Raw genomic sequence first — 25,686 nt, forward strand, 5'->3', positions numbered from 1 at the left:
ATATCTAATTGTGTTGGCAAGAGACAGGGACGAACGGTTTTCCGGGTCAAGCACCCTTGGGCGGATCAGGTAGTCGGTTATTGCACATGGCCTGTCCGTGGTTTTCCAGATAAGGCGTCAGGATCGGCGCCATGCCTTTGAGTACCTGCACTGGCAAGGCCGAGGTGAAGCGAAAACCCTCTGCAGCGCGCCCCGGCACGAAGGCAGTCAGTGCGCCAAAGTGGTTGTCGCCGATGTAAAACACGAAGGTCGCGGTGCGGTTGATCGCCCTGGAGCTGAGAATGCGTCCACCCGCACCAATGCTTTCGATCCGATTGTCCCCCGTGCCGGTCTTGCCTCCCATCGCCAACACACTGCCGTCCTGCATCTTGAAGGTGCCTTGCACGCGTTTGGCGGTACCGCCGTCGACCACCTGCGACAACGCTTCGCGCATTGCCGCCGCCACTTCGGAAGGCAAGACCCGCTGACCCAGTTCCGGATTGATGGTCAGGTCCGTTTCGTATGGCGTGTCGGCGGCGAAACGCAATGAGTCGATGCGCACCGGCGGCAGGCGAATGCCGTCGTTCTGAATGATGCCGATCAGCTCGGCCAGCGCCGCCGGACGATCGCCCGAGCTGCCGATTGCCGTTGCCAGCGAAGGCACCAGGTGATCAAACGGATACCCCACGCGCTGCCAGCGCTGCTCGATATCCAGAAACGCCTCGACCTCCATCATGGTCCGCACACGACTGTCGCGAGCGCCTTTGTGGCGACTTTTGAACAGCCAGCCATAGACTTCCTGACGCTCGAAGCGACTGGCCGCCGCTGCATCCTTGAATTGCGCGTCCGGATGCTTGAGCAGGTAGCCCACCAGCCACAGATCCAGCGGGTGAACCCTTGCTATATAGCCTTGATCCGGCAGGTTGTAAGTGCCCGGACCGTAGCTTGTGTACAGATCAGCCAGGCGCTTGTCGGTCAGCTTCGAGCTCGCTCTGGTTTCTTCCAGGTGAGCGCGAACAAACGCATTGAACGCGGCCTGATCGGCGCTCGGCAGCAGGTAGCGATGCACGGCGGCGAGGCGAATTGCAGTCGGATGGATACCGTCCAGAAAAGTGTCGAGCCGCTCCTGCGTGGTCTTGTTCTTGTAGCGTTTCCAGAAGCGCAGCAGGAACACCGTGCCCTCCCGATCGGCAAACTGGCTCAGGTATTCCTGGCGGCGCGGATCGTCATCATCCTTGAGCAGCGAAGCGCTGTTATTAGGCGCCTGATAAGTGCTGTAGCGCACGACGTCGCGCATCAGGCGAATGAACGGCAGGTTGATCGATTCACGCAGCGACTCTCGCAGGGTCGGGATTCGCTCGTTGTCTTCACGGCGAAAATTGTTGAAACGGTGCATGCCGCCGCCGGTAAAGAAGGCCTCGGCAGGGCTCGCCGAGTAGGTTCGGTCCAAGGCCGAGGAAAGCATCTTCGCCAGGTTGCGATCCGTGTTTTGCATCAGGTAATCCACAGCCCAGCGAGTCAACCGGTCAGGCTCCTCGACGGGGACCTTTCTCAACTGCGCCATGCTCATGCCTGCATAGCGCCCGTGTAGTTCGGCGATGATTTCCAGGTAGGTCGTCAGCACGCGCATCTTGGCAGTGGAGCCCAGTTCCAGCTTGCTGCCTTCGTTGATGTCGAAAGGCTGATCGGTGCTGTCGGTCTGCACCCTGACTCGCGAACCGTCTACGCCGCGCTCGAACAAGGTAAAGCTGTAGCGCACCTGCGTCGTGCTGGCTGGGGTCAGCAGACGCTCGCCCATCAAACCGACCCTGGCGGCAAACTCAGGGTTGGCCAGATCACGCAGGTACTGGCTGACGCTGCGCTGCAACTCGCCGTGCAAGGTGCTGGTGGCAGACAGGTCCAGACGGTCAAGGTCGTAAAGCGGACGGTTGAGCAGGTTAGACAACCGGGTGCGGGCGACACTGATGCCCTTGTTGGTTTCAATCGGTTGAATGGTCGGCTGCTGTGCCCAGTCGCGGTAGGTCACCGTTGCTGTCAACGCGGCATCGGCCAGAGGTTTATCAATGACATTGGCCTGAGCCAGCAAGCGAATGTGGCTGTCGGTCAGCTCTGCCAGCTCCGTACGACCCTTGGCCAGATAGTGTGACGGACGGCGCTGGGCAATCACCAGTGATAGCACCTCACGCAACGCCAGCGCTTTTTCAGCCAAGCCCTTTTGATCAGTGGGGCTGGACGCCAGCACTTCATTGGTTCTGGCGAAGTCCACGCCGAACCAGACCCGCAACCCCTCGGCCAGACCATGCACTTCACCGTGGCCCGGCACCGCAGAAAGCGGCACGCTGTTCAGGTAATCACGTACTACCCGCTGGCGCACTGCAAGGGTCTGCTCGCCGGGTTGATAGGCGCGCACGCTGGCGGAAATCATCTGGCGCAGTTTCTCCGAGCCAGACTGTGTCAGCCCGTCGGGTGAGTGACGGTATTTCTCCAGCTGGGTCGCGAGCGTGCTGCCGCCGGCAGATTGGCCGGGCAGGGCGAATATCTTCGCCACTTGCGACCATGCGGCCTTGGCAAAACGCGGCCAGTCCACCGCCGGGTTGGCCAAGGGCTGCTGCGGGTCGAGCAGATCGCGGTTCTCGATAAACAGCAGGCTGTGAACCACCAGCGGTGGAATGTCGGCGAAAGTCGGGTAAAGCTGTTGCGGATACCTGTATTCATACAGTGGTGCACCGCGGCAATCGGTGATCGACAGCCCGGCCTGAATTTTTTCCTCATAGGGAACAAAGAAACCGCGCTGCACATAGCGACGCAGTTCGGGGGAAAAGCGCGTCTGGCGCGTAATCACGTAGTCACGCTTGAGCAGGCGCGGCAGAAACTCATCCAGCGATGAGTAGCCGAGACGCTTGTCGAACGGCCCGTCACCGGGGTAGATCACCTCGTTGCCTGGCCCCGTTTGCATCGAATAGCTCAGGCTCGCCGCAAATCGGCTGAACTCCCGCGCTTGTAATCTGGAGCTACGGCTCTCCATTGCCACAGCGACGCTCAGCGCCAGCCCGGCCAACACTAAAATCCCCCAGAACACCCACCAGCCGTATCGCCTGCGACGCGGCCGCTTCGGCGTTCGCGGATCGTCCTCACGGTCGGCGGACATCATGTCTTGCTTGCTATCGGAATGCCGAAATACGCCCATAGTCGATCGTCCGGTCATCCTGTAAACGCACCTGATCTCAGCTTAGACGCTGGTTGAGGTTATGGGGAAAATTGTCTGGTGGTTTTCGCGCTTGATTGAGGGGGCTACGCAGAGGGACGTGATTCGGGTGCTTTTTTTGTCTAAGTCAAGCGCCTGCTGCAACGCAGTTGTTCGTTGACAGCCGTTTGTGTAACAGCTTGTCCCTCAATCAATGATAGTAGTCAAACGCTCAATTAGTTATTTTGTAGAAAGTTTCTGATAAGTGTTTCTGTCGCTTGATCTCGATTAAAACAGCTTATTACGTCCGGGTTTGTTAGTGGCAATGATGCCCTGCGTAATCAATCAATACTATCGAGATTAATAAGATGAAGAATAAGAAAGACAAAGCGCGGCGTGTGCTTTTGTCCGGACTGCTATTGGCAGTTTCCTGGCATGCGATAGCGGAAGTAGATGGAATCTCTGCCAGCATCGAGCAGCCTCCACAACTGCGTCAGGCGGTTCCTGATGCAAATGGTTCTACTCCTGTCATGCTGTCGGATAAGCTTCATCAGATCAACAACTCTCTGGAAAGTACTACCGCGGTTCATCAGTATGATTTTACTGCTGTGCGTGGACAGAATGTACTGATCACTACCCCGACAGCGACTATAACCAGAAATGGAAGTTGGAGTATCAGGTGGAGGGTGGGGAGTGGCAGCCCAAGCGACATAATGGTGCGGAGAAAGTCACTGGGTTGAATGCCGGGACCCAGGTCAGTGTACGTATTCTTGCTACAGACGGTGCCGTGTTTGATAGCACCGGCTATAGAGTGGTGTTCGGTTCTTTTCCTCATTTGAACTATGATTTGCATCATGAGGCGGGTTTCAGGTTGATTCCGTATGGTTTTACCGATCCTCCTTTTCTAGCGACTCAGGCGCTTACGGAGGCGATGCTGGAAGCGACCTTTACAGACAGCAAAGCTTTTCCATTGGAAGGTGGGGTGATGGGGTTTTTTCTTGAAGTCGAAAATGATGGCGACATGACGTACACATCGGACAGCTCGGGGAAGATCATGCAACTGATAAAGTTTGGCCGATGTGAAGGTGGAAAACTCGCTGACAACTTCACGTATTATAGCGAGAACGGTAGAGAGACCTGAAGTACGCGCTATCAGGTAAAAAGCTATAGGGCGAATAATGTACTGCCGGAGCAGTTGGCAGATAAGCCGCACACGTATAATTTTGGCCCTGTTTGCAAGCGCTGGTTGACTAATTGGTCCAGGAACTGATTCAGGTTTAAACGCTCTGCCTTGGAGGACCCAGGCAGGGCGTTTTCTATTTTTGTAAGCAAGGCCGGTGTGTCAAAAAAATCCTTTTTCTAGTACTGATAGATCAGGGCTCGTAAAAACCCTGGCTTTGATAAATCAAGCATGAGTGTCAATGACAGGCGTGCGCTCATCCTCACGTGTCGGCGTATTGCGCTCCACTTGGTAAAGAATTGTGTTGATGAAATTCCCGATGTGGTTGCGGCCGAATACCTGTCCGTAGTCAATTATTTTGCTGTAATTCTCTAGATTGAGCGTGTGCTGCTTGTCTGGTTTTTCCGTGTGGTGGTCGACGAACTCCATAATGCTTTTGGCGTTCTTGCTCAAGCTGTCTTTCAACGACTGACGCTCGTTCAATTTCTCGGTCAGGTAGCTGAATTCTGCAGGGGTAAGTACGTTACCAGGGTCGGTGACCTGGATGCTCTCGTTGAAATTCAGTGTGAAGCCAAACTGCTTATTTGACAGTTCAAGATTCAGGTAAGGAAGCTGCTGTTTGAATTCGTGGTAGTCATCATACATGCTGCACATTTCAGCGTTCGTTGTTTTGATGAGCTCCCTTAGGTATTTATCTTTTAGGTCAGCAAGATTTTCTTCGGAGAGCATTTTGTAGAATGAAGCGATTTCACCTTTTGAGTTTTTTGTGAGCCAAGGAGCGTTCTCATATCGGTAGAACTCTTCATTGGGGTTGCGTTGTTTCTCAACCGGTTGAGCCGCTTTTTCGGGATTCTTGTCTGGTGCGGTGGTTTGTCGTAAAAGTGGCTGCTTATGAGTACTGCTGGTGGGGGAGCTAATATTCATTTTGAAACGCCCTTCGCTGTTAGTGATAACTCTCTAACGGCATTACGCCGGAAAACTTTGCCTGATAAGCTTGTAGGATTTTTCCTTAGTTAGCAGGGGGTGTTTTTTGTAGGAAGATTCCTTGGGTTTTATGCAGCGGTTGACTATATGTCCGGCGCTCTATCAGGTCAATTTATGGTGTGGCGAGGCTTTTGTCTCGCCAGGCTGCTTCATCAGACAGCCAAAGAAATATAAGAGAAATCTCGTTTTTCAGCGTTGCTTTGAACTTGTTGTACCCATTCGTTGTGTCTGTTTTTTTCGCTGGTGTTCATGATCTTTCCATGGTTGATAACGTCCTGGAAATTACTGATGTCCAGATTGTACCGGCCGCCGAACGTCTCGTGATTATGGTCCACCAAGGTCATTATGATTTTTGCGTGATGCTGACTTGCTCTTTGAATTCTCTGAACTCATTAATAGAGCGTGTGAGGACCGATTTATCATTTTCAGTCAGGCTATTGTCGTAATCAATTATCTTTATTGACGCACTTGCATCCAGAGTGAAGCTAAATTTTTTACTTGCAATTTCAGGATAGAGTTCCTTCAGTTACTCTTGAAAGCTGCTGTAAGTGATCTCCATCAAAGCGAGGTCCAGGATCTCTATTAGTTTCTTTTCGGCTACGTAGTCAAGCCGGTTTTTTATATGCTCGCTGACGGGCTCCAACAACCACGGCTCCTTCTGCTGTTCGTAAAACTTTTTTCTTTCGTCAGTTTTGCTTCGGATGCAAGGATGTCCTTCGTGCCGACCTCTTCTGTCGGTTCTGCCTTACTGGCGCCGTATGGCTGCGTCATCAGTTGCAGGGTACTTGCCTGGTTCGGGACTCCATTGATGTTCAAGACGTTGCCCTCCGTTTAGTCTCTAGACGGATAGCGGCCTATTTCTGAAAAACTTGGCCTGATAAACCAGTAGGACATTTCCGAGAGGGCGTACAAACGTGATGCTGTTCTCAAGTAATCAACAGGCGGGGTGATTTTCCCAAGTGTTTATTCAATTCCAGCCCATTGGCCATGAGCATCATCAAGCCCAGCCCCACAATCGCAGTGGTGACTTGAATTGGCCGGGTATCTCCGCCCAGCGCGTTCGCCATATCTGCCAGTGGTGCGAGCAGGACGCCCAGGCAGAAGACTTCCAGCGAGTAACGACCCATGCGAGAGGTCTGGCGGGCCGGCCAGTTTTCCAGCCAGGTGTTTGAAGTTGGCAACAGCCGGGCGACTACGTAGACCAAAGCAAGGAAGTGCAGCAGGCGCGCAGGTGCCAGGTCGGTCTTGCTGATCGGGTACAGGGCGTCGAGGCGCAGGGTCGTTACCAGGGCGGCGTGCAGATCTGGCCATTTTTCGCTGAAGGTGAGGACTCCGGCGATCAGTACATAGACGGCAGCCATCAGGAAAAGAGGCTGTCGGCGCAAAGGAGGGCGTATGACTGTTGTCGATGTTTCGCTGCGCAGTGCGCAGGCCCCGCCGAGAATGAACAGCAGCTGCCAGGCCACCGGGTTGAAGTACCACACACCACCGCCTTCATAGGCGCGCAGGTTCCAGCCAAACAACGGCACCATCAGGTACAGGGCAATCGACAGGCCGACCGCGACTTCGAGATTGCGCAGCATCAACGGCAAGGTCAGGGGCAAGGTCAGCAGCAGGACGATGTACAGCGGCAAGGGGTCGGTCAGGTTGGGTTTGAAGCGCAACAGCAGTTCATCGGCCAGCGCCTGTTGCGGGTTACCGACGAAGTATTCGAGGCCCATTTGCTGGACCATGTCTCGGGTCTCGACATGATTATTGGCAACAAAGACGATGCCCATCAGCAAGGTCAGCAGAAAGATATGCACCACGTACAGCACCCAGGTGCGACGCAATATGCGCACCCCGGCCACCAGCATGCCATCGCGCCGGGCAACGCGCCCATAGGCCATGACCGCTGCGTAGCCGGCGAGGAACACGAAGACTTCCGCAGCGTCGCTGAAGCCGAAGTTGCGCAAGGTCAGTTGCGCCAAGGGGTTGTCCGGCACGTGATCCCAAAAGATGAAGATCAGCGCCAGGCCGCGAAAGAAGTCGATTCGATGATCGCGTCCGTTAGTCATAACGGTGGACTCTTGAAAGTGCTAATGAGTAGAGATCGGCCACACGGGCTCAGGTTCCGGGCCAGCGACCAGTGACGTTCGGCGGCGCGGCAGGGTGCCGCCATACGCCGAAAATTGCAAAAGCGGGCTATTACAGAATGTCTCCAGCGCTTGTGTCTCAATGGTTCCGGGCGACATCCGGCCCGCCCGGATGTCCGATCACACTCGATAATGTCAGCAATCAACAGCAATCATTCTCATCTGGTGATATGTTACTGTATAACGATTGCAGTCAACTCACTGGAGAAACAGCCATGAAACCCGATATCCATCCCGCGTACCGTACCGTGCTGTTCCACGATACCGCTGCCGACGCTTACTTCCTGATCGGCTCGACCGTGGACACCGACCGGACGCAGAAGCACACCGACGGCACGACTTACCCTTATGTCGCGCTCGACGTCTCCAGCGCCTCACACCCGATGTACACCGGGCAGCAGCGCAAGACCACCACCGAAGGCCGTATCGCAGGTTTCAACAAGCGTTTCGCCGCTTTCGGCTCTGGTAGCAAGAAAGAAGCTGCAGAGGCTCAATGAGTCGTCTGACCTCCCGGTCATGGGCATTTCGAGTGAATTACCCATGACCGGGATTTTTTTGTCTGAATTTCAGGTGGATGGCTCATCATCTACTGGACTAACGGCCGACATTGCTTTTATCTTCGCGGCCTGAAAAACAGGAGTAGCCGCTTTGAAAAAGTCAGTCGCCATCGTTTTCGGTGGGCAATCCAGCGAGCATGAGGTTTCGTTGCAATCGGCACGCAACGTGATCAATGCGATTGATCGTGAGCGCTATGCGCTGACCCTGATCGGCGTCGACAAGCTGGGCCGTTGGTTGCGCTTCGAGGAAGCCGATTACCTGATCAACGCCGATGATCCCGCGCGAATCAGGCTGAGCGCATCGGGCAAGCAACTTTCTTTGCTGCCAGGCCGCACCGGCGGGCAGTTTGTCGAGGTCGAGACGGGCCAGCCGCTGCCAGCGATCGACGTAGTGTTCCCGCTGATCCACGGCGCATTCGGTGAAGACGGTGCATTGCAAGGGTTACTGCGGATGCTGGCCATTCCGTTCGTAGGCGCAGATGTTCTCTCATCGGCAGCGTGCATGGACAAAGACGTGACCAAGCGCCTGCTGCGCGACGCAGGCATCGACGTTGCACCGTTTTTGGTGCTGACCCGTGGTCAGACGATCGACTTCGCCGATGCGGCCGCACAACTGGGCTTGCCGATGTTTGTCAAACCCGCCAATCAGGGCTCTTCGGTAGGTGTCAGCAAAGTGTCTGACGAGGCGGGTTTTGCCGGCGCACTGGCGCTGGGGTTCGAGTTCGATCACAAGTTGTTGATAGAGCAGGGCATCGTTGGCCGGGAAGTGGAATGCGCAGTGCTGGGCAATTTTGAACCGCAGGTCAGCGTCTGCGGCGAAGTCATCGCCAACGACGAGTTCTACGCCTACGACACGAAATACCTGAACGGTGACCAGGCGCGCATTGCCATCCCTGCCGACATGCCTGTCGATCTGAGCGACCAGGTACGTGACGTCGCACTTCAGGCTTATAAAGTGCTGGGTTGCGCCGGGCTTTCAAGGGTCGATTTCTTCGTCACCGAGGCGCGTCAGATCATCATCAATGAGGTCAACACGCTGCCCGGTTTCACGTCGATCAGCATGTACCCCAAGCTCTGGCAGGCCAGCGGCCTTACTTACGCCGAGCTGATCCATCGGCTGATCGTGCTGGCTCTCGAGAGGGCAGAGCAGGCGCGGCTGCTCAAGACCGAGATATTCGCATGAAGGTCATCAGCATTGCGGCAGCGCTGTTGATCGGCGCGGATGGCCGGACCTTACTGGTACGCAAGCGCGGTACTCAGGCGTTCATGCAGCCGGGCGGCAAGATAGAGCCTGACGAACCGGCCCCGTTGGCACTGGCCAGAGAGCTTGAAGAAGAACTCGGGCTGGTCATTGATCCACGACAGGCCGCGTTTCTGGGGGAGTTTGCGGCACCTGCTGCCAACGAGCCGGGCTTTGAGGTTCGTTGTCAGCTTTACGAGGTCAGGACGGATGCCGAAGTAAAGCCCGCCGCCGAGATCGAAGAAGCGATCTGGGTCGGCGCAGACCGCCTTCCGGATCTGCATCTGGCACCGTTGACCCGCGATTTCATCCTGCCGTTGTATCGCCAGCGGCAGGTAGACAACATCTGAAAATTCGCCGTCCTGGGCCTCGCGCAGGACGGCGCTGTCAGCGAACCGCGCTCACGCCGTCCAGGGTCGAGAACGAGGTGTCTTTGGCGGTCAGCAGAAAATCGCGCATGTACGGCGCGTCGAGCATGTCGGTGCGAATAGCCGCGTACAGCGTCGCGAACAGCCCTTTGTCTCCCAGTCGCTTGGCCTTCACATAGCCCCGTGAGCTGTATTCATGCAGCGCCCAATGGGGCATGCCGCAGACCCCGCGTCCGCTGGCGACCAGTTGCATCATCATCACTGTCAGTTCCGAGGTCCGCACTTGGGCGGGCTCGATGTCGGCGGGCTCCAGAAAACGCGTGAAGATGTCCAGTCGGTCACGCTCCACCGGGTAGGTGATGAGCGTTTCAGTGAGCAAATCCTCGGGAACGATATACGCCTTGCTGGCCAGTGCGTGCTGATTGGCCACCGCGAGCATTGCTTCATACGTGAACAGCGGCACGTAGGTGATGCCGGGCAATTCCAACGGATCGGACGTCACTACAAGGTCCAGATCGCCTCTCGCCAGCGCGGGCAATGGCGCGAACGAGAAGCCGGAAGACAGGTCCAGCTCGACTTCCGGCCAGGCGTCACGAAACTGGTCGATGGTCGGCATCAGCCACTGAAAACAGCTGTGACACTCGATTGCCATGTGCAGGCGTCCCGCCGTACCGCCAGCCAGACGAGCAATATCGCGCTCGGCACTGCGCAGTTGCGGTACCAGCGCGTCGGCCAGTTGCAGCAGGCGCAGACCTGCACTGGTGAAGCGCACCGGCTTGGTCTTGCGCACGAACAGCGGCATGCCCATGCGCTCTTCCAGTTCCTTGAACTGATGGGACAAGGCTGATTGCGTCAGGTGCAGGCGTTCGGCGGCTTCTACAAGGCTGTCGGCCTCACGCAAGGCGTGCAGGGTTTTGAGATGGCGTATTTCAAGCACCGTCACGGCTCCATGAAAAGTATTTGTGATCAACGCGAAAAAAATGAGTTTGTCTCATGTTGCGTCGGCTGTCGACAATAGCGCCATCTTTTATGGAGGACGCACCATGGCCCAGACCCCACACCTTGAATGCCTGCGCATCGGCGCAGATCGTGAACTGCAGCAGGCCCTTCAGGCTTTCTGGAAAGACGATCAGGGTGGGGCGGCCATTGGTGAAGCCTCAGGTTGCGCATTGCGCACCTGGTTGCGCACGCATCATCCGGAGCTGGTGCCGCAACTCAAGCATGACCTGCGCTTCCAGCCAGACTGGCAGCCACTGCTGGCAGACGCCAGCGACGCTTGTGAGCACGGTCGCAAACCTGCGTTGATAGGTCCGCTGACACTGCTCTGGTTGAGCGATATTCAGAACCGCGAGCATCAGGGCAATGACGTTGATCGCCTTGAATGGCTGGAGCAGCTTCTGCCTGTTTATGGCGAGATCTTCGGGCGTCTGGCGGCACGCGGCGTCGAGTGGGTGCAGATCGACGAACCGATCCTCACCCTCGACCTGCCGCTGGCATGGACCAACGCCTTCGAGCGCGCCTACCACATTCTTCAATATTCGCCGCTCAAGAAGCTGGTTGCCACGTATCACGGCGACCTGCGCTGCAACCTCGGCGTTGCGGCATTGTTGCCGGTTGCCGGCCTGCATCTGGACAGCGTCAGTGTGCCGGAGCAGCTGGCTTCGGTGTTCGACCGCCTGCCTACTTACAAAGTGTTGTCCTTGGGCGAGTGCGATCAGCATGAAGGCTGGCGTCACGAATCGCTGCTGGAAGCACGTGCCCGTTTCGGCGAAAACCTGATTGTGGCCGATCAGGCAGCTGCCTAGAGCAAAACGGTTTAACGACCGCTCGGCGCCATTCATCAAACTGTCACGCAACTGTGGCAGCGCGCCTGGAAAAACATCATCAGACTCGCGGCCTACTGGGGATCTGTTTTTTGGTGTTTTTCATGCGGGTTTTAATTTTTCTGGCCGCGCTTCTGTGCGGCTTGCCGTCTTTTGCGGCCGATCGTTGTGATGTCAATGCTCCTGTACAGTTTGCTGACCTCAAGGACGTACGAATCGCCTACCAAAGTATTGGCAGCGAGTCCGACCCTGCCTTGCTGCTGGTCATGGGGCTGGGTGGGCAACTGATCCATTGGCCGGACGAAGTCGTCGTTGCGCTCTGCCAGCAGGGGTATCGGGTGATTCGCTATGACAACCGCGATGTCGGTCTGTCGACTTGGGTGCAGCAGCCGGCCGATGCGAATCTGACCTTCGAAGTGTTGCGCTACAAGCTCGGCTTGCCCGTTTCGGCACCTTACTCACTCACCGACATGGCCGACGATGCGTTGGGCCTTATGGACGCGATGCAGATACGCCAGTTTCACGTACTGGGTGCGAGCATGGGCGGCATGATTGCCCAGCACCTGGCCGATCTGGCGCCATCGCGGGTCGAGAGCATGACGCTGATCATGACCAGTTCCGGTGCCCAGGGCTTGCCGATGCCCAGTGCGGCATTGATGCAACTGTTGGCACGTCGCGGCGCACCGAACCGGGAAGTGGCCATCGAGCAGCAGGCTGACCTGCTGGCTGCCCTGGGCAGCCCGCAGGTCAAGGATGATCGTGAGCAGTTGCTGCATCAGGCTGCGGTTTCTTATGATCGGGCGTTCAATCCCGAAGGCGTCAAGCGTCAGATCATGGCGATTCTTGCCGAGCCCAGCCGGGTCGAGTTGCTCAACCGCCTGCGTTTGCCGGTACTGGTGGTGCATGGCACGGCCGATCCGTTGCTGCCGGTCATGCACGGTATTCATGTTGCTGCGCACATCCAGGGCAGTGAGCTACGCCTGATTCCAGGGTTGGCGCATCGTTTTCAGGAAGCCTTCAAAGCGCCATTGCTGGGCGCAGTGCTGCCGTACCTGAAAGCGCAGCATGAAGATGGCCGCAGCCTGGCCCAGTTGTGAAGCCTGCCCGGTTGTCAGGCACAGACAGAGGTGTATCGTGTGGCCTTTGCTTATTGAAAAGGGGCCATCATGACAACTGCACTGAAGATCGATTTCATTTCCGATGTTTCCTGCCCCTGGTGCGTCATCGGCCTGCGCGCACTTGATCAGGCGCTGGACGCGCTAGGTGATGAAGTGCAGGCGCAGATCCATTTTCAGCCATTCGAGCTGAACCCGAACATGCCTGCCGAAGGGCAAGACATCAAAGAGCACATTGCCGAGAAGTATGGCTCTACGCCTGAGCAGATCGAAGGTATTCACGACACGATCCGTGAGCGCGGTGCCGAGCTGGGTTTTGAATTTGCCAAGGGGGAGCGGCGCATTTACAACACGTTCGATGCGCATCGTCTGCTGCACTGGGCGGAACAGGAAGGCAAGCAACACGCCTTGAAAGAGGCGCTGTTCGAAGCCTATTTCAGTGACCTGAAAGACCCCTCCAATCATCAGGCCCTGGCAGACACTGCGCAGAAGGTTGGTCTGGACCGTTTGCGGGCACAGGCCATTCTGGACAGTGATGAATATGCTGCGCAAGTCCGTGAGGCCGAACAGCTCTGGACGTCACGTGGCATCACGTCGGTGCCGACCATGGTCTTCAATGACCAGTACGCAGTTTCGGGTGGGCAGCCGGTCGACGTGTTTGTGAGCGCTATCCGGCAGATTGTCAGCGATTCGAAATAACTCGACGCCCGGCTTGGACGCAGAGCGGCGCTACCCGGCAGAGCGTCGCACGATAGTCGAGATCATCGTTCCTCACGCTCTGGTATGAGCCCCAAAGCCGGGCGTTCGGACCACTGCTTTGGTGGGCAAGCTCACACAAGGCCAGGGCCATGTGCATTTCAAAGCCCGTACTTCTTGACCTTGTCAAACAAAGTGGTCTTGGCCATGCCCAGTTCCTGACTGGCCTGGCTGAGGTTGCCCCCGCTGCGTTGCAGTGCTTCGCCGAGCAGCGATCTTTCAAAAGCTTCCACCGCTTCGGCGAACCCCAGGCTTTGATTTTCGCTTACCGTGCCGGTCTGTTTGAACGCAGGCAGACCGAGTGCGAAACGTTCTGCGACGTTGCGCAACTCCCGCACGTTACCTGGCCAGTCGTGACTCATCAGGCTTGAGCTGGTCTGACGATCCAGCGTCGGCGGCTCGCGGTCGAAACGCAATGATGACAGCTGCAGGAAGTGTTCGAACAGTTGCAGAATGTCTTCGCGGCGCTCGCGCAAAGGCGGTAATTCAAGGGTAACGACGTTGAGGCGGTAGTACAGGTCGCTGCGAAACTGATTGGTCTTGCCCAGTGCGTTCAGGTCGGACTTGGTTGCTGAAATCACCCTGCAATCTACTGCAACGCTCTGGTTTGAACCCAGACGCTCCAGAGTTCGCTCCTGAAGGACACGCAACAGCTTGATCTGCAGGTTGATCGGCATGCTCTCGACTTCATCGAGAAACAACGTGCCGTTGTGTGCGTGCTCGATCTTGCCGATGCGCCGTTTGCCTGCGCCGGTAAAGGCATTGGCTTCGTGACCGAAAATCTCGGATTCGAACAGGCTCTCCGCCAGCCCTCCACAATTGAGGGCGACAAACGGGTGGTCCTTGCGTCGACTGAAATCATGCAGACAGCGGGCGACCAGTTCCTTGCCTGTCCCGGTCTCGCCTTCGATCAGGATGTTGGCCGAGGTATCGGCAACGTTGGCAATCAATGCACGCAGGTTCTGCATCGCCGCAGAGCGTCCGATGATCCTGCCTTCCAGCGAGTCGCGTTCGGCCAGTCGCTTGCGCAATGCCCAGACTTCCCGGGCCAGCCCGCGTTGTTCCAGGGCACGGCGCGTGACGTCGACCAGACGCTCGGGCGAGAAGGGCTTCTCCATGAAGTCATATGCGCCGTCACGCATCGCATTGACGGCCATGGTGATATCGCCGTGGCCGGTAATCAGTACCACCGGCAGACTATTGTCACGAGTCTTCAGACGGCTCAACAGCTCCAGACCGTCCATGCCCGGCAAGCGAATGTCGCTGATGACGATGCCGGCGAAATTATCGCCGATACGCGTTAGCGCCTCCTCGGCGCTCGACACGCCTTCGCTGCTGATATCTTCCAGCGCCAGTGCCTGCTGGCAGCCCAGCAATACGTGCGGGTCGTCTTCGACGATCAGGACGGTCAGGTCGCTGTTGATGCTCATGGATGTTCCCTCATACAGGCTCGCCCCGGCGAGAATCGGTCGGGGTGTTCGAAATGAACGGCAGGCACAGAACAAAGGTCGTGCCGGCTTCGCCCACCGGTTCTGCGCCAAGGCTGCCTCCTGCGGCAGCGGCAAGGCTTGCCGACAGCGTTAGTCCAAGCCCCAGTCCTTGCTCGCCAGGTTTGGTGGTGAAAAACGGTTCGAACAGGTGCTTGCGTGTTTCATCGTCGATGCCGTGGCCATTATCACGCACCTGCAAACGGTAACGGCCGTCGATGATCGAGCCTTCAAGCCACAGCTCTGGCTGTGGCTGGGCGAACATGGCATCCAGTGCGTTGCCGATCAGGTTGACCAGAATCTGCTCGAGCCGGGTCTGGTCGATGGTCAGGGTGGCGTCGCTGAATTCGCGGTGCAGAACCAGGCCGGAGTGCTCCAGACGTACGCCCAGCAACTGTAAAGCTGCATCGACCGCCTTGCTCAACTGCGCCTGACCCTGATCATCGCCGCGTCGGGCGAAGGCTCGCAGGCTGGCGGTGATGCGGCCCATGCGGTCGACCAGATCGTTGATGGTTCGCAGGTTGGTGCTGGCGGTGTCCAGTGCGCCACGTTCCAGAAAACGCACCGTGTTGCCGGACAAGGTGCGCAGGGCAGCCAGAGGCTGGTTCAGCTCATGCGCGATGCTGGTCGACATCTGACCGATAGCTGCCAGCTTGCCAGCCTGTACCAGTTCATCCTGCGCCTTGCGCAATGTGTCCTCGGCCTGCCTTCGTTCACGAATCTGCGCCTTGAGGCGTTCATTGCTGGCCCGCAGGTGTTCGGTCCGCTCGGCGATCTTGCGTTCCAGCTCATTGTTTGCTGCCTGCAGCGCTTCTCTGGCAGCCAGCCGGGTCGAAATCACCTTGCGGCGCTCGTTCCAGGCAATCAGCAGGAACGTCACCAGCGCGCAGGCCACTGCGACCAGCATGCCGCGACTTGCCGCTTCACTGCGCAGGTCTTCCAGCGGCGTCAGCAGCGTCAGGTGCCAGGCGGTGTCGTTCAGCGGCCGGGTCTGGGCCAGATAGCTGACCTGATTATGCTCCCGGTCGACACTGACGTTGGCCGGGAAAACAAGTTTCTCGACACTGTCAGACAGGTTCTCGCGTTCAAGCGGCACCAGCTCGTCGAGCGGCCACCAATAGTATTGCAGGCTGCGGGCCAGGCGCTCCTTGAGTTCCGGCGTGAGCGGGCGCACCGACTTCAGACGTCTGGCCGGGTCGCTGGACAGAATGATGATGCCGTTCTCGTCGCTGACGAAGGCCTCCAGGCGCGCCCGCTGCCAGCGCTCTTCGAGTGCTTCGAGGCTGACCTTGATGACTGCCACGCCGATAATCCGGCCTTTGTCTTCCAGGCCATGAGCCAGGTAGTAACCGGATTCACCGTTGGTGGTGCCGATCCCATAAAAGCGCCCTGGCAAGCCGCGCACTGCGTCCTGAAAATAGGCACGAAAGGAGAGGTCTTCGCCTTGAAAGCTGTCGGAGTCGCGCCAGTTGCTGGTGGCGAGTACCCGGCCAGTCGTGTCCATCACGTAGATGGCACGGCTGCGGCTGCGTCGGTTCAAACCTTCGAGGTAGCGATTGACCTGCTGCTGAAGCTCCGGCCCCGGTTTGTTCAGCAATTGCGACACGCTGGACTCTAGCTCCAGAACGCTGGGCAGGTAGGTGTATTTGCTGATTTCGCTTTCAACCGTGCGTGCATGCAGCTCCAGCTGGCGTTCGCCGCTTTCGCGCAGGCTCTTGATGCCATTGTGTTCGCTGACCAGGTAGGCAACGTAACCCAGACCGATCATCAACAAGAGGATCAGCGGTGGCAGAAACAGTTGGCGGATCAGGCGAGGTTTCACGGCGAGTGATGGCGGCGCTGCGCGATAAAGAGTGGGGTCGCATTTCATCACAGTCGTCCTGAACCGAACAGCTGTCCGCGAAAGTGCGGACAGCCGCGAGATGCACTGCCTAGTGCTGGAGAATCTTGGCGAGGAACTGTTGGGCGCGCTCGGAGCGTGCGTTGACATCGCCGAAGAATTCTTCCTTCGCGCAGTCCTCGACGATCTGGCCCTTGTCCATGAAAATCACCCGGTCGGCGACTTTGCGAGCGAAACCCATTTCGTGGGTCACGCACATCATGGTCATGCCTTCGTGGGCCAGTTGCACCATTACGTCGAGCACCTCGTTGACCATTTCCGGGTCCAGTGCCGAAGTGGGTTCGTCAAACAGCATGACCACCGGGTCCATCGCCAAAGCGCGGGCAATGGCAACACGCTGTTGCTGTCCGCCGGAAAGCTGGCCCGGATGCTTGTGCGCATGTTCCGACAGACCGACTCGTTCCAGCAGTTTCAAGCCTTTTTCCGTGGCCTCGGCCTTACTGCGGCCCAGTACCTTGATCTGCGCGATGGTCAGGTTTTCAACAATGCTCAGGTGCGGAAACAGTTCGAAGTGCTGAAACACCATGCCGACTCGCGAGCGCAGTTTCGGCAGGTTGGTCTTGGCATCGGAGATCGACGTGCCATCGACCACGATTTCGCCTTTCTGAAACGGTTCCAGTGCATTGACGCACTTGATCAGGGTCGATTTGCCCGAGCCGGATGGCCCGCACACCACGACCACTTCGCCCTTGCTGACCTCGGTGCTGCAATCGGTCAGCACCTGGAAGTCTCCGTACCACTTGTTGACGTTCTTGATGGAAATCATACGGCAAACCTTTTTTGCAGACGCTTTACCAGCACGGAGGCGGCAAAGCTGATCGTGAAGTACACCAGACCGGCAATGATCAGGAACTCGTTTGCGCGACCGATGATGTCGCCGCTGGAGCGCGATGCGTTGAGAAAGTCCACGAGGCCTACGGTGTACACCAGAGAGGTGTCTTGAAACAGAATGATGCTCTGCTGCAGCAACAACGGGGTCATCTTGCGAAATGCCTGGGGCAGGATGATCAGTCGCATCATCTGCGAGTAGTTCATGCCCAGTGCCTGCGCCGCGCCCATCTGGCCCTTGGAGATGGACTGCACACCGGCCCGGACGATTTCGCAGAAGTAGGCGGCTTCGAACATCATGAACGCCACGACGCATGAGGCGAATGCACCGATCGGGGTGTCTTCACCAGTGATCCAGCGCAGCACGAATGGCACCGCCAGGTAGAACCAGGTGATTACCAGCAGCAGCGGGATCGAGCGAAAGTAGTTAACGTAGGCGCCAGCCACATTGGCCAGCAGTTTGTTCGACGACAGACGCATCAGGGCCAGAGCAGTACCCAGCACCAGGCCGCCGACAACCCCCATCGCCATCAGCTTGAGGGTCATGACCATGCCGTTCCAAAGGCCGGGAATGGCCGGAACGATTCCAGTAAAGTCCATTATTTACCCCCCAGGGAGATCAGGCCGGGCACCGCGACTTTCTTCTCGATCACGCGCATCAGCAGCATCAGGCCCATGTTAAGCGTGAAATAGATGAGCGTTGCGAGGGTGAAGGCTTCGAACAGGTTCGCGGAAAACTCGGCGGTCTGTTTGGTCTGTGCGAGCAACTCCATCAGGCCGATCAGCGACGCAACCGAGGAGTTCTTGAACACGTTCAGGAATTCGGAGGTGAGCGGTGGAATGATGATGCGATAGGCTTGCGGCAACAGCACGTTCCAGTAAATCTGCGGCAGCTTGAAGCCCATTGCGCGAGCGGCCGATTCCTGGCCCTTCGGCAGCGCTTCGATGCCGGTACGTACCTGTTCGCAGACCCGCGCAGCGGTAAACAGGCCCAGGCAGACCACGACGCTCAGGAACGCCGAAGTGGTCGGGTTGAGGTCCTGCTTGTACCACTCCTGCAGGTTTTCAGGCAGCAGGTCGGGCACCAGGAAGTACCAGATGAACAGCTGCACCAGCAGGGGCACATTACGGAAGATTTCCACGTATACCGTGGCGATCCCCGACACCAGACGGCTTGGTACAGTGCGCATGACACCCAGTACCGAGCCGAGTATCAGGGCGATGATCCAGGCAACGACAGCAATGGCGACAGTCCAGCCCAGACCGGAGATGAACCAGTCCAGATAAGTCTCGCTGCCGACGCCGGTGGAATTGAAGAACACTCCCCAGTCCCAGTTGTAATTCATCAGGGTCTACCCCTCTTTTTTATATGGCTATCGAGATGCACGTGCTGGCGGAAGTCGAGCGCGCTGTACCGGTCCCGAAAGGTCTTGCCCGTTCGGGACCCGGTCCTGAACCGGCTGCTCAGGCTTTCTTGTCGTCTGCAGCTTTATCGGTCGGGTTCTGAATCAGTTCCTTGAGTTTTTCGCTCATCGGGAAATTCAGATTCAGACCTTTAGGAGGGACCGGAGACATGAACCACTTGCTGTAGATGGCATTGATGTCGCCGGATTTGAACGTCGCGACAATGGCGTCATCCACCGCTTTCTTGAACGGGGCGTCGCCCTTGCGAACCATACAGCCGTAATCTCGTAGGATTGCGCAGTACCGGTCACTGCCCAATCGTCAGGCTTCTTGGCTTTGGCCATTTCACCTGCCAGCAGCGCGTCGTCCATCATGAAAGCGACTGCACGGCCCGACTCGAGCATCTGGAAGGATTCGCCGTGGTCCTTGGCGGAGATCACGTTCATGCCCATCTGCTTGTCGGCGTTCATCGCCTTGATAATGCGCTCGGAGGTGGTACCCGCGGTGGTAACGACGTTCTTGCCTTTCAGGTCATCGAAGTCCTTGTAGCTTGAGTCTTTTTTGGACAGAAGGCGGGTGCCTACTTCGAAGATACCCGTGGAGAAGTCAACCTGTTTCTGGCGTTCAACGTTGTTGGTGGTCGAACCGCATTCCACATCGACGGTGCCGTTCTGAACCAGCGGGATACGTGTCTGGGACGTCACCAGGTTGTACTTGACCTTGAGTGCAGGCATGTCGAGGTCTTTCTTGATGGCTTCGACGATTTTCAGCTGTATGTCATGGGAGTAGCCCATCGGCACGCCTGATGCGTCAGCGATGTAGGAGAAGGGGATAGAGGCGTCACGGTGACCAAGTGTGATGGTGCCGGATTCCTTGATCTTCTTCAGGGTACCGGTGAGCTCTTCTGCCAGAACCGGAGTGCTGATCAGGGCGGCGGCCAGTGCGGCGGAGATTGCGGCGCCCAGAACATGGGGAGCGATACGCATCGGTTGAATCCTCTATTTCATTTCTTATTGATAGGGACGCTGGGAAGGCGGCCCACTTATGACGAATGCTTCAACCGCGTCCTTTGAGACACACGCATGTGTCGAAGCTGTCGATATAGAGAGCAGGACTCGTGCCAAACTTGGCAATTCTCCTAGGCTCATGATAGTAAAGGACTTTTTGTGATGATCGTGGAGGCGCGCAAGTCGCTATGTACGGAAGTCCGAACGTGACGAGTCAGGATGTTCGGAAAACCGAATATTGCAGGAAGTTGGCAGTGAAGCAGGGATTCGATGCGAGGAGGGTGTCGAATGAGAAAGGTGTCGAGCGGGGGAGCCTGTTCATCCTGGGAAGGATGAACAGGTGAGCGCATGGTGGATCAGGCGGCTTCGATGTCAGCCTTGTTGCGCACTACGGTTTCCAGATAGCTGCGTACTCCGGCCTGCTCTTCAGGAGTGGTAAACAGACCCAGCTTGGTGCGACGCCACAGGATGTCCTCGATACTGGTAGCCCATTCCTGATCGCACAGGTAATCGACCTCACGCGTGTACAGCCCTGCGCCCAGATGCTGGCCCAGATCGTCCAGGCTCTGCGCACCTTCCAGCAGACGCCAGCTGCGGCTGCCGTAAGTGATCGACCAGCGTTTGGCGATAGGCTCAGGCAACCAGCTGAAGCGTCGGGTCATTTCTGCCGTCAACGCTTCCGGGGTGGTCATGTCTTCACCGCCGGGCAGGGCAGACTTGGCTGTCCAGCTTGGTTTCATGTGTTTGAAAAACGGCGCCAGCTGGGTCATCGCCGATTCGGCGAGCTTGCGATAAGTGGTCAGCTTGCCACCAAATACCGACAAAATCGGCGCTTCTTCAGCTCCGCCCGACAGCGACAGCGTGTAATCGCGGGTGATAGCTGACGGATTGTCGGACTCGTCGTTGCACAGCGGGCGTACACCGGAAAAGGTGTGCAGCACATCGGTACGACTCAATTGCTTCTTGAAGTGGTCGTTGGCCACTTTGAGCACGTAGTCCATCTCGCCTTCAGTGATATCCACCTTGTTCGGATCACCCTGATATTCACGGTCAGTGGTGCCGACGATGGTGAAATGCTCCATGTACGGAATCGTGAACACGATGCGTTTGTCTTCGTTCTGCAGAATAAACGCATGCTCGCCTTCGTACAGCTTGGGCACGATCAAGTGGCTGCCTTGAATCAGGCGAATGCCATACGCCGAGTCGAGCTTGAGGTCTTCGCGAATGAATTTGGCGACCCAAGGGCCGGCAGCGTTGACCAGCGCCTTGGCGTGGATCGAAAACAGGCTGCCGTCGCTGCGCTCCAGATGCAGATGCCACATGCCTTTGATACGGCGCGCGCTGACACAACGGGTCTGAGTGTGGATGTGCGCACCGTTTTCACGGGCAGCCATCGCATTGAGCACCACCAGACGAGCATCGTCCACCCAGCAATCCGAGTATTCGAAGCCGCGAGTGATGCTTGGGTTGAGCGGGCTGTCCGCGCCGAACTTGATGGTTCGCGAGGCTGGCAGTTTTTCGCGCTTGCCGAGGTTGTCATAAAGGAACATCCCCGCACGAATCATCCAGGCCGGGCGCAGATGCGGACGGTGAGGCAAGACAAAGCGCATCGGTTTGACGATGTGCGGTGCCTTGTCGAGCAGCACTTCACGTTCGGCGAGCGCTTCACGCACCAGGCGAAATTCGTAGTGTTCCAGATAGCGCAGGCCGCCGTGGATCAGCTTGCTGCTGGCCGACGATGTGTGGCTGGCCAAGTCATCTTTCTCGCAGAGAAAAACCGAAAGGCCGCGACCCGAAGCATCCGCCGCGATCCCGACACCGTTGATGCCACCGCCAATAACGGCAATGTCGTAAACCTCTGAGAGGGGCGGGGTTGGCACGTTGGTGTGGGGCATTGGTGGCCTCCTGGACAATTCTTGAGCGCAGCTCGAAAGGCGAATCTGAACATTAATGTTCACTTTCGAAAATAATAGCTCAATAAAATGACCCTTGCCAGTCGGTATCGATTGAAAATACTGATGATGGAAGTCAAAAAGAACAAAAATGAACATTGTAGGGCTAGATGTGAAGCGGGGAAGATCGTACTTCCGCACCTCTACGAGCACACGCCCTGGGCCAGCATGCAGTTCGGAACAGCATGCCGGCGCGGAACATCGCACGACAGTGGTGACGTTGTTCCGGACGCCTCTCGTTACTCGCGTGCTGGTCGGAAACCGGTGTTCACAATCAAACCACTTCCAGACGAATCTTGTGCTGTGTCAGCAGTTGTTGAAGCGCAGGCACCGGAGGCTGGTCGGTAACCAGGCAGTCGATCAGGGTGATCGGCCCAAGTCGTACCATTGCGTTGCGTCCGAACTTGCTGGAGTCGGCCGCCAGCAACACTTTGCGCGCGTTGGCGATGATCGCCTGGGAAACCCGCACTTCCTGATAATCGAAGTCCAGCAGGCTGCCGTCTTCATCTATACCGCTGATGCCGACCAGCGCGAAGTCGACCTTGAACTGGCTGATGAAATCGATACTGCCCTGGCCGACCACACCGCCGTCACGACGAACATTGCCGCCTGCGATCAAGACCTCGAAATCATCCTTGGTGCTGAGAATGGACGCCACATGCAGGTTGTTGGTGATGATCTTCAGGTTGTTGTGATTGAGCAGGGCGCGGGCAATGGATTCGGTGGTGGTACCGATATTGATGAACAACGAAGCGTTGTCCGGGATCTGCGCAGCAATGGCCTCGGCGATCCGCTGTTTTTCATCGCGCATCTGATCCGCACGCATGGCGTAGGCGGTGTTTTCGATGCTTGAGTCATAAGCCGCGCCGCCGTGGTAGCGACGCAGCAGATTCATTTCCGCCAGTTGATTGATATCGCGGCGGATGGTTTGTGGGGTCACGACGAACAGCGTCGCCATTTCCTCGATGCTGACGTAACCGCGGTCGCGGACCAGTTCGAGTATCTGTTGTTGGCGGGGAGGCAGGTTCATTGTTTTTCCTTGAGCGCCCTCTACAAATGGCGCCCATCATGCCGCAGGCACGTGTGACCTGTCAGCCGGAATCCTGCTCCCCCTTACACAACAGCGTTTATCACTCTTGGTTTTCGTGCGGTTCCCAGTCACGGGTGCGCGCTACTGCTTTCTGCCAGCCAGCGTACAGCTTCTCGCGATGCGCCTCTTCGCAGGTAGGTTCGAAGACGCGTTCGATGACTGCCTTGTTGCGCAACTCGTCCAGGCTGCTCCAGAAACCGATTGCCAGACCCGCCAGGAAGGCTGCGCCCAGCGCCGTGGTTTCACGCATTTGCGGACGTTCGACGTGAGTGCCGAGAATGTCCGCCTGGAACTGCATCAGGAAGTTGTTGGCCACCGCGCCGCCGTCTACGCGTAGCGACTTGAGGCGTTCGCCAGAGTCCTGCTGCATGGCGTCGAGCACGTCGCGGGTCTGGTAGGCGATGGATTCCAGCGCCGCCCGGATGATGTGGTCGACCTTCACGCCACGTGTCAGGCCGAACAGCGCGCCACGGGCATACGGGTCCCAGTAGGGCGCGCCCAGGCCGGTGAACGCAGGCACCAGATAAACACCGTTGCTGTCCTTCACTTTGCCGGCGAAGTATTCGGTGTCCAGCGCGTCGTTGATGAGTTTCAGTTCATCGCGCAGCCACTGTACGGTAGAGCCGCCGTTGAACACCGCGCCTTCCAGCGCATAGGCCACTTCGCCACGCGGGCCGCAACCGATGGTGGTTAGCATGCCATGGGCAGACTTCACGGCTTTCTTGCCGGTGTTCATCAGCAGGAAGCAACCGGTGCCATAGGTGTTTTTCGCCTGACCCGGTTCTACGCACATCTGGCCGAACAGCGCCGCTTGCTGGTCGCCTGCAATACCGGCAATAGGAATGCCGCTCTTGCTGTGGCCATAGACCTCGGAGGAGCTTTTGACCTCGGGCAGGATCTCGCGCGGGATATCCAGCACATCAAGCATGCGCTGATCCCATTCCAGCGTATGGATGTTGAACAGCATGGTCCGCGAGGCGTTGGTGTAGTCCGTCACGTGAACCTTGCCGCCGGTGAATTTCCAGATCAGCCAGGTATCGATGGTGCCGAACATCAACTCGCCTTTTCGGGCGCGCTCGCGACTGCCTTCGACGTTGTCGAGAATCCACTTGACCTTGGAACCTGAGAAGTAAGGGTCGATCACCAGCCCGGTGGTGTCCTTGATGTACTCCTCCATGCCGTCGCGCTTGAGCTGCTGGCAGATTTCGGTGCTGCGGCGGCACTGCCAGACGATCGCGTTGTAGATCGGGCGGCCGGTTTCACGTTCCCAGATAACGGTGGTTTCACGCTGGTTGGTGATGCCGATGGCGGCGATCTGGTCGTGGTGCAGGTCTGCTTGCGCCAGCGCTTTGGTCATGCATGCAGTCTGGGTAGCAAAGATTTCCATCGGGTCATGCTCGACCCAGCCTGCCTGCGGATAGTGCTGCACGAATTCGCTTTGGGCAGTGCTCACCACGTTGGCGTCGCGGTCGAAAATGATGGCTCGCGAGCTGGTGGTGCCCTGGTCAAGAGCAATGATGTAATTCTTGTTCTGTTTGTCAGTCATGTCGATTGCCTTGCATTGTTGGGTGGGATTCAACGTTGTATGGGGTTCAGGACGAAGCCTGAACTTTGCCGCGAACCACGGGTGTTTCTTTTTCGTGTTCGGCAGAAACGGCGCTCGGCAGATGACGCGCAATCAGCGTGCGATAGCCTGCAGCACCCAGACAGGCACCCAGAATGGGCGCAAAAATCGGGACCAGGAAATAAGGAATGTCGCGACCACCGGTAAAGGCTATTTCACCCCAGCCAGCGAAAAACGTCATCAGTTTCGGACCGAAGTCGCGTGCCGGGTTCATGGCGAAGCCGGTCAGAGGGCCCATTGCGCTGCCGATCACGGCTACCAGCAGACCGATCAGCAAAGGGGCCAGCGCGCCGCGGGGCAGGCCGTTGTTGTCATCGCCCAAGGCCATGATGACACCCATGAGAATAGTGGTGATGACCACTTCGACCAGAAATGCCTGACCCACGGAAATGGCAGGGTTAGGGTAGGTCGAGAACACCGACGCAAGCTCGAGACTCTGCTGGCTGCCGCGGATGATGTTGTGGGTATGTTCGAAATCGAAAAAAAGGCTGACGTACAACAGGTACACAAGACCTGCACCGCAAAATGCACCTGCGATCTGTGCGCAGATGTAAAACGGCAATTTACGTTTTTCGAAACCTGCAAACAGACTCAGCGCGATGCTGACTGCAGGGTTGAGGTGAGCACCTGAAATACCTGCGCTGAGGTAAATGCCCATGCTGACGGCCATGCCCCAGATGATGCAGATTTCCCACAGGCCGAAAGTGGCCCCCCCGACCTTGAGCGCTGCAACGCACCCAGTGCCGAAAAAAATCATCAGCGCTGTGCCCAGAAATTCAGCTACACATTGCCCGGAGAGCGTTGGTTGTTTTAGTGCGATGGTCATGGATACCTCATTTTTTGTTTTTGTCTCGGCACCCTGAGACAGGCATGGGTGCTCGTTATTCATGCGTATCAGAAAAACCCCATTTCTGATCGCTGGTACGAGTTATACCGAAAAAGCGCTTTCGATAATATTCGTAAACGAAAAAATATAGGCAAGAATCCCCCCTGTCAAAGGTCGGAACCGAACGGTCAGCAAATCTGCGACACACCGCACAGGCGTTTCAGCAGGCTGTACACCGGGGTATTCG

Annotated in this window: 19 protein-coding genes and 3 pseudogenes; 7 read left to right on the top strand and 15 right to left on the bottom strand. The window is 57.2% G+C overall.

Annotated features, from left to right (window positions below; translation table 11 throughout):
- Nucleotides 1-46: 46 nt before the first annotated feature.
- The gene (locus ALO43_RS01295) at nucleotides 47-3,166 is read right to left on the bottom strand and encodes a transglycosylase domain-containing protein (protein ID WP_054996989.1); all 3,120 of its coding nucleotides are present in this window, start codon (nucleotides 3,164-3,166) and stop codon (nucleotides 47-49) included.
- Nucleotides 3,167-3,531: 365 nt separating this feature from the next.
- On the opposite strand from ALO43_RS01295, the pseudogene ALO43_RS01300 reads away from it, so the two are divergent.
- A pseudogene (locus ALO43_RS01300) lies at nucleotides 3,532-4,433 on the top strand (hypothetical protein).
- A gap of 135 nt (nucleotides 4,434-4,568) precedes the next feature.
- Here the strand turns inward: ALO43_RS01300 and ALO43_RS01305 are convergent.
- The 3 genes and pseudogenes from ALO43_RS01305 to ALO43_RS01315 form a co-directional block, all read right to left on the bottom strand.
- A complete protein-coding gene (locus ALO43_RS01305; protein WP_167346606.1) occupies nucleotides 4,569-5,267 on the bottom strand; it encodes a hypothetical protein in 699 nt (232 codons plus the stop codon).
- A 212-nt stretch (nucleotides 5,268-5,479) separates the two neighbouring features.
- Nucleotides 5,480-6,098, bottom strand: a pseudogene (locus tag ALO43_RS01310) (hypothetical protein).
- A gap of 155 nt (nucleotides 6,099-6,253) precedes the next feature.
- Entirely contained in the window at nucleotides 6,254-7,384 is a 1,131-nt protein-coding gene (locus ALO43_RS01315; RefSeq protein WP_053931464.1) for an OpgC domain-containing protein, read from the bottom strand.
- A 293-nt stretch (nucleotides 7,385-7,677) separates the two neighbouring features.
- On the opposite strand from ALO43_RS01315, the gene ALO43_RS01320 reads away from it, so the two are divergent.
- The 3 genes from ALO43_RS01320 to ALO43_RS01330 all read left to right on the top strand — a co-directional run bounded on the left by ALO43_RS01320 (nucleotide 7,678) and on the right by ALO43_RS01330 (nucleotide 9,609).
- Nucleotides 7,678-7,959 (top strand): type B 50S ribosomal protein L31, encoded by a 282-nt coding sequence (locus ALO43_RS01320; protein WP_005889299.1) that lies wholly within the window; start codon nucleotides 7,678-7,680, stop codon nucleotides 7,957-7,959.
- Between the two features lie 151 nt (nucleotides 7,960-8,110).
- Nucleotides 8,111-9,202, top strand: a complete 1,092-nt coding sequence (ddlA, locus tag ALO43_RS01325) for a D-alanine--D-alanine ligase (RefSeq protein ID WP_005889301.1) — start codon at nucleotides 8,111-8,113, stop codon at nucleotides 9,200-9,202.
- Entirely contained in the window at nucleotides 9,199-9,609 is a 411-nt protein-coding gene (locus ALO43_RS01330; protein ID WP_005889303.1) for an NUDIX hydrolase, read from the top strand. The genes ddlA and ALO43_RS01330 overlap by 4 nt, the downstream gene beginning before the upstream one ends.
- Before the next feature lie 37 nt (nucleotides 9,610-9,646).
- Here the strand turns inward: ALO43_RS01330 and metR are convergent, their stop codons facing one another.
- Nucleotides 9,647-10,564, bottom strand: coding sequence for a transcriptional regulator MetR (metR, locus tag ALO43_RS01335; protein ID WP_054996990.1), 918 nt, complete (start codon nucleotides 10,562-10,564; stop codon nucleotides 9,647-9,649).
- Nucleotides 10,565-10,670: 106 nt separating this feature from the next.
- Here metR and ALO43_RS01340 point away from each other — a divergent pair, with 106 nt between their 5' ends.
- The 3 genes from ALO43_RS01340 to ALO43_RS01350 all read left to right on the top strand — a co-directional run bounded on the left by ALO43_RS01340 (nucleotide 10,671) and on the right by ALO43_RS01350 (nucleotide 13,264).
- Nucleotides 10,671-11,432, top strand: coding sequence for a uroporphyrinogen decarboxylase/cobalamine-independent methonine synthase family protein (locus tag ALO43_RS01340; RefSeq protein ID WP_054996991.1), 762 nt, complete (start codon nucleotides 10,671-10,673; stop codon nucleotides 11,430-11,432).
- A 122-nt stretch (nucleotides 11,433-11,554) separates the two neighbouring features.
- Nucleotides 11,555-12,547 (top strand): alpha/beta fold hydrolase, encoded by a 993-nt coding sequence (locus ALO43_RS01345; protein ID WP_080268308.1) that lies wholly within the window; start codon nucleotides 11,555-11,557, stop codon nucleotides 12,545-12,547.
- Nucleotides 12,548-12,616: 69 nt separating this feature from the next.
- Complete coding sequence (locus ALO43_RS01350) at nucleotides 12,617-13,264, top strand: DsbA family oxidoreductase (protein WP_024690251.1); 648 nt, start codon at nucleotides 12,617-12,619, stop codon at nucleotides 13,262-13,264.
- Between the two features lie 158 nt (nucleotides 13,265-13,422).
- On the opposite strand, the gene aauR is transcribed toward ALO43_RS01350, so the two are convergent.
- From aauR to ALO43_RS01400, 10 genes and pseudogenes are all read right to left on the bottom strand, one after another.
- Nucleotides 13,423-14,751, bottom strand: a complete 1,329-nt coding sequence (aauR, locus tag ALO43_RS01355; RefSeq protein WP_005889313.1) for a two-component response regulator AauR — start codon at nucleotides 14,749-14,751, stop codon at nucleotides 13,423-13,425.
- A 10-nt stretch (nucleotides 14,752-14,761) separates the two neighbouring features.
- Nucleotides 14,762-16,678 carry a two-component sensor histidine kinase AauS gene (aauS, locus tag ALO43_RS01360; protein WP_005889314.1) on the bottom strand — a complete coding sequence of 639 codons (1,917 nt, stop codon included), beginning with the start codon at nucleotides 16,676-16,678 and terminating at the stop codon, nucleotides 14,762-14,764.
- Nucleotides 16,679-16,739: 61 nt separating this feature from the next.
- Nucleotides 16,740-17,474, bottom strand: coding sequence for an amino acid ABC transporter ATP-binding protein (locus ALO43_RS01365; RefSeq protein WP_024671658.1), 735 nt, complete (start codon nucleotides 17,472-17,474; stop codon nucleotides 16,740-16,742).
- Nucleotides 17,471-18,139: an amino acid ABC transporter permease gene (locus ALO43_RS01370; protein WP_172678951.1), complete on the bottom strand. Its 669-nt coding sequence runs from the start codon at nucleotides 18,137-18,139 to the stop codon at nucleotides 17,471-17,473. The genes ALO43_RS01365 and ALO43_RS01370 overlap by 4 nt, the downstream gene beginning before the upstream one ends.
- Nucleotides 18,136-18,882, bottom strand: coding sequence for an amino acid ABC transporter permease (locus tag ALO43_RS01375; RefSeq protein WP_005889317.1), 747 nt, complete (start codon nucleotides 18,880-18,882; stop codon nucleotides 18,136-18,138). Before ALO43_RS01375 ends, ALO43_RS01370 begins: the two co-directional genes overlap by 4 nt.
- A 118-nt stretch (nucleotides 18,883-19,000) precedes the next feature.
- Nucleotides 19,001-19,926: pseudogene (locus ALO43_RS01380) on the bottom strand (glutamate/aspartate ABC transporter substrate-binding protein).
- Nucleotides 19,927-20,303: 377 nt separating this feature from the next.
- Nucleotides 20,304-21,842 (bottom strand): glycerol-3-phosphate dehydrogenase, encoded by a 1,539-nt coding sequence (glpD, locus tag ALO43_RS01385; RefSeq protein WP_054996992.1) that lies wholly within the window; start codon nucleotides 21,840-21,842, stop codon nucleotides 20,304-20,306.
- Between the two features lie 331 nt (nucleotides 21,843-22,173).
- Entirely contained in the window at nucleotides 22,174-22,929 is a 756-nt protein-coding gene (locus ALO43_RS01390) for a DeoR/GlpR family transcriptional regulator (protein ID WP_005889322.1), read from the bottom strand.
- A gap of 100 nt (nucleotides 22,930-23,029) precedes the next feature.
- Complete coding sequence (glpK, locus tag ALO43_RS01395; RefSeq protein WP_005889324.1) at nucleotides 23,030-24,535, bottom strand: glycerol kinase GlpK; 1,506 nt, start codon at nucleotides 24,533-24,535, stop codon at nucleotides 23,030-23,032.
- A gap of 46 nt (nucleotides 24,536-24,581) precedes the next feature.
- Entirely contained in the window at nucleotides 24,582-25,439 is an 858-nt protein-coding gene (locus tag ALO43_RS01400) for an MIP/aquaporin family protein (protein WP_024671656.1), read from the bottom strand.
- Between the last annotated feature and the right edge of the window lie 247 nt (nucleotides 25,440-25,686).

This window comes from Pseudomonas tremae (assembly GCF_001401155.1).
GTDB classification, from domain to species: domain Bacteria; phylum Pseudomonadota; class Gammaproteobacteria; order Pseudomonadales; family Pseudomonadaceae; genus Aquipseudomonas; species Aquipseudomonas tremae.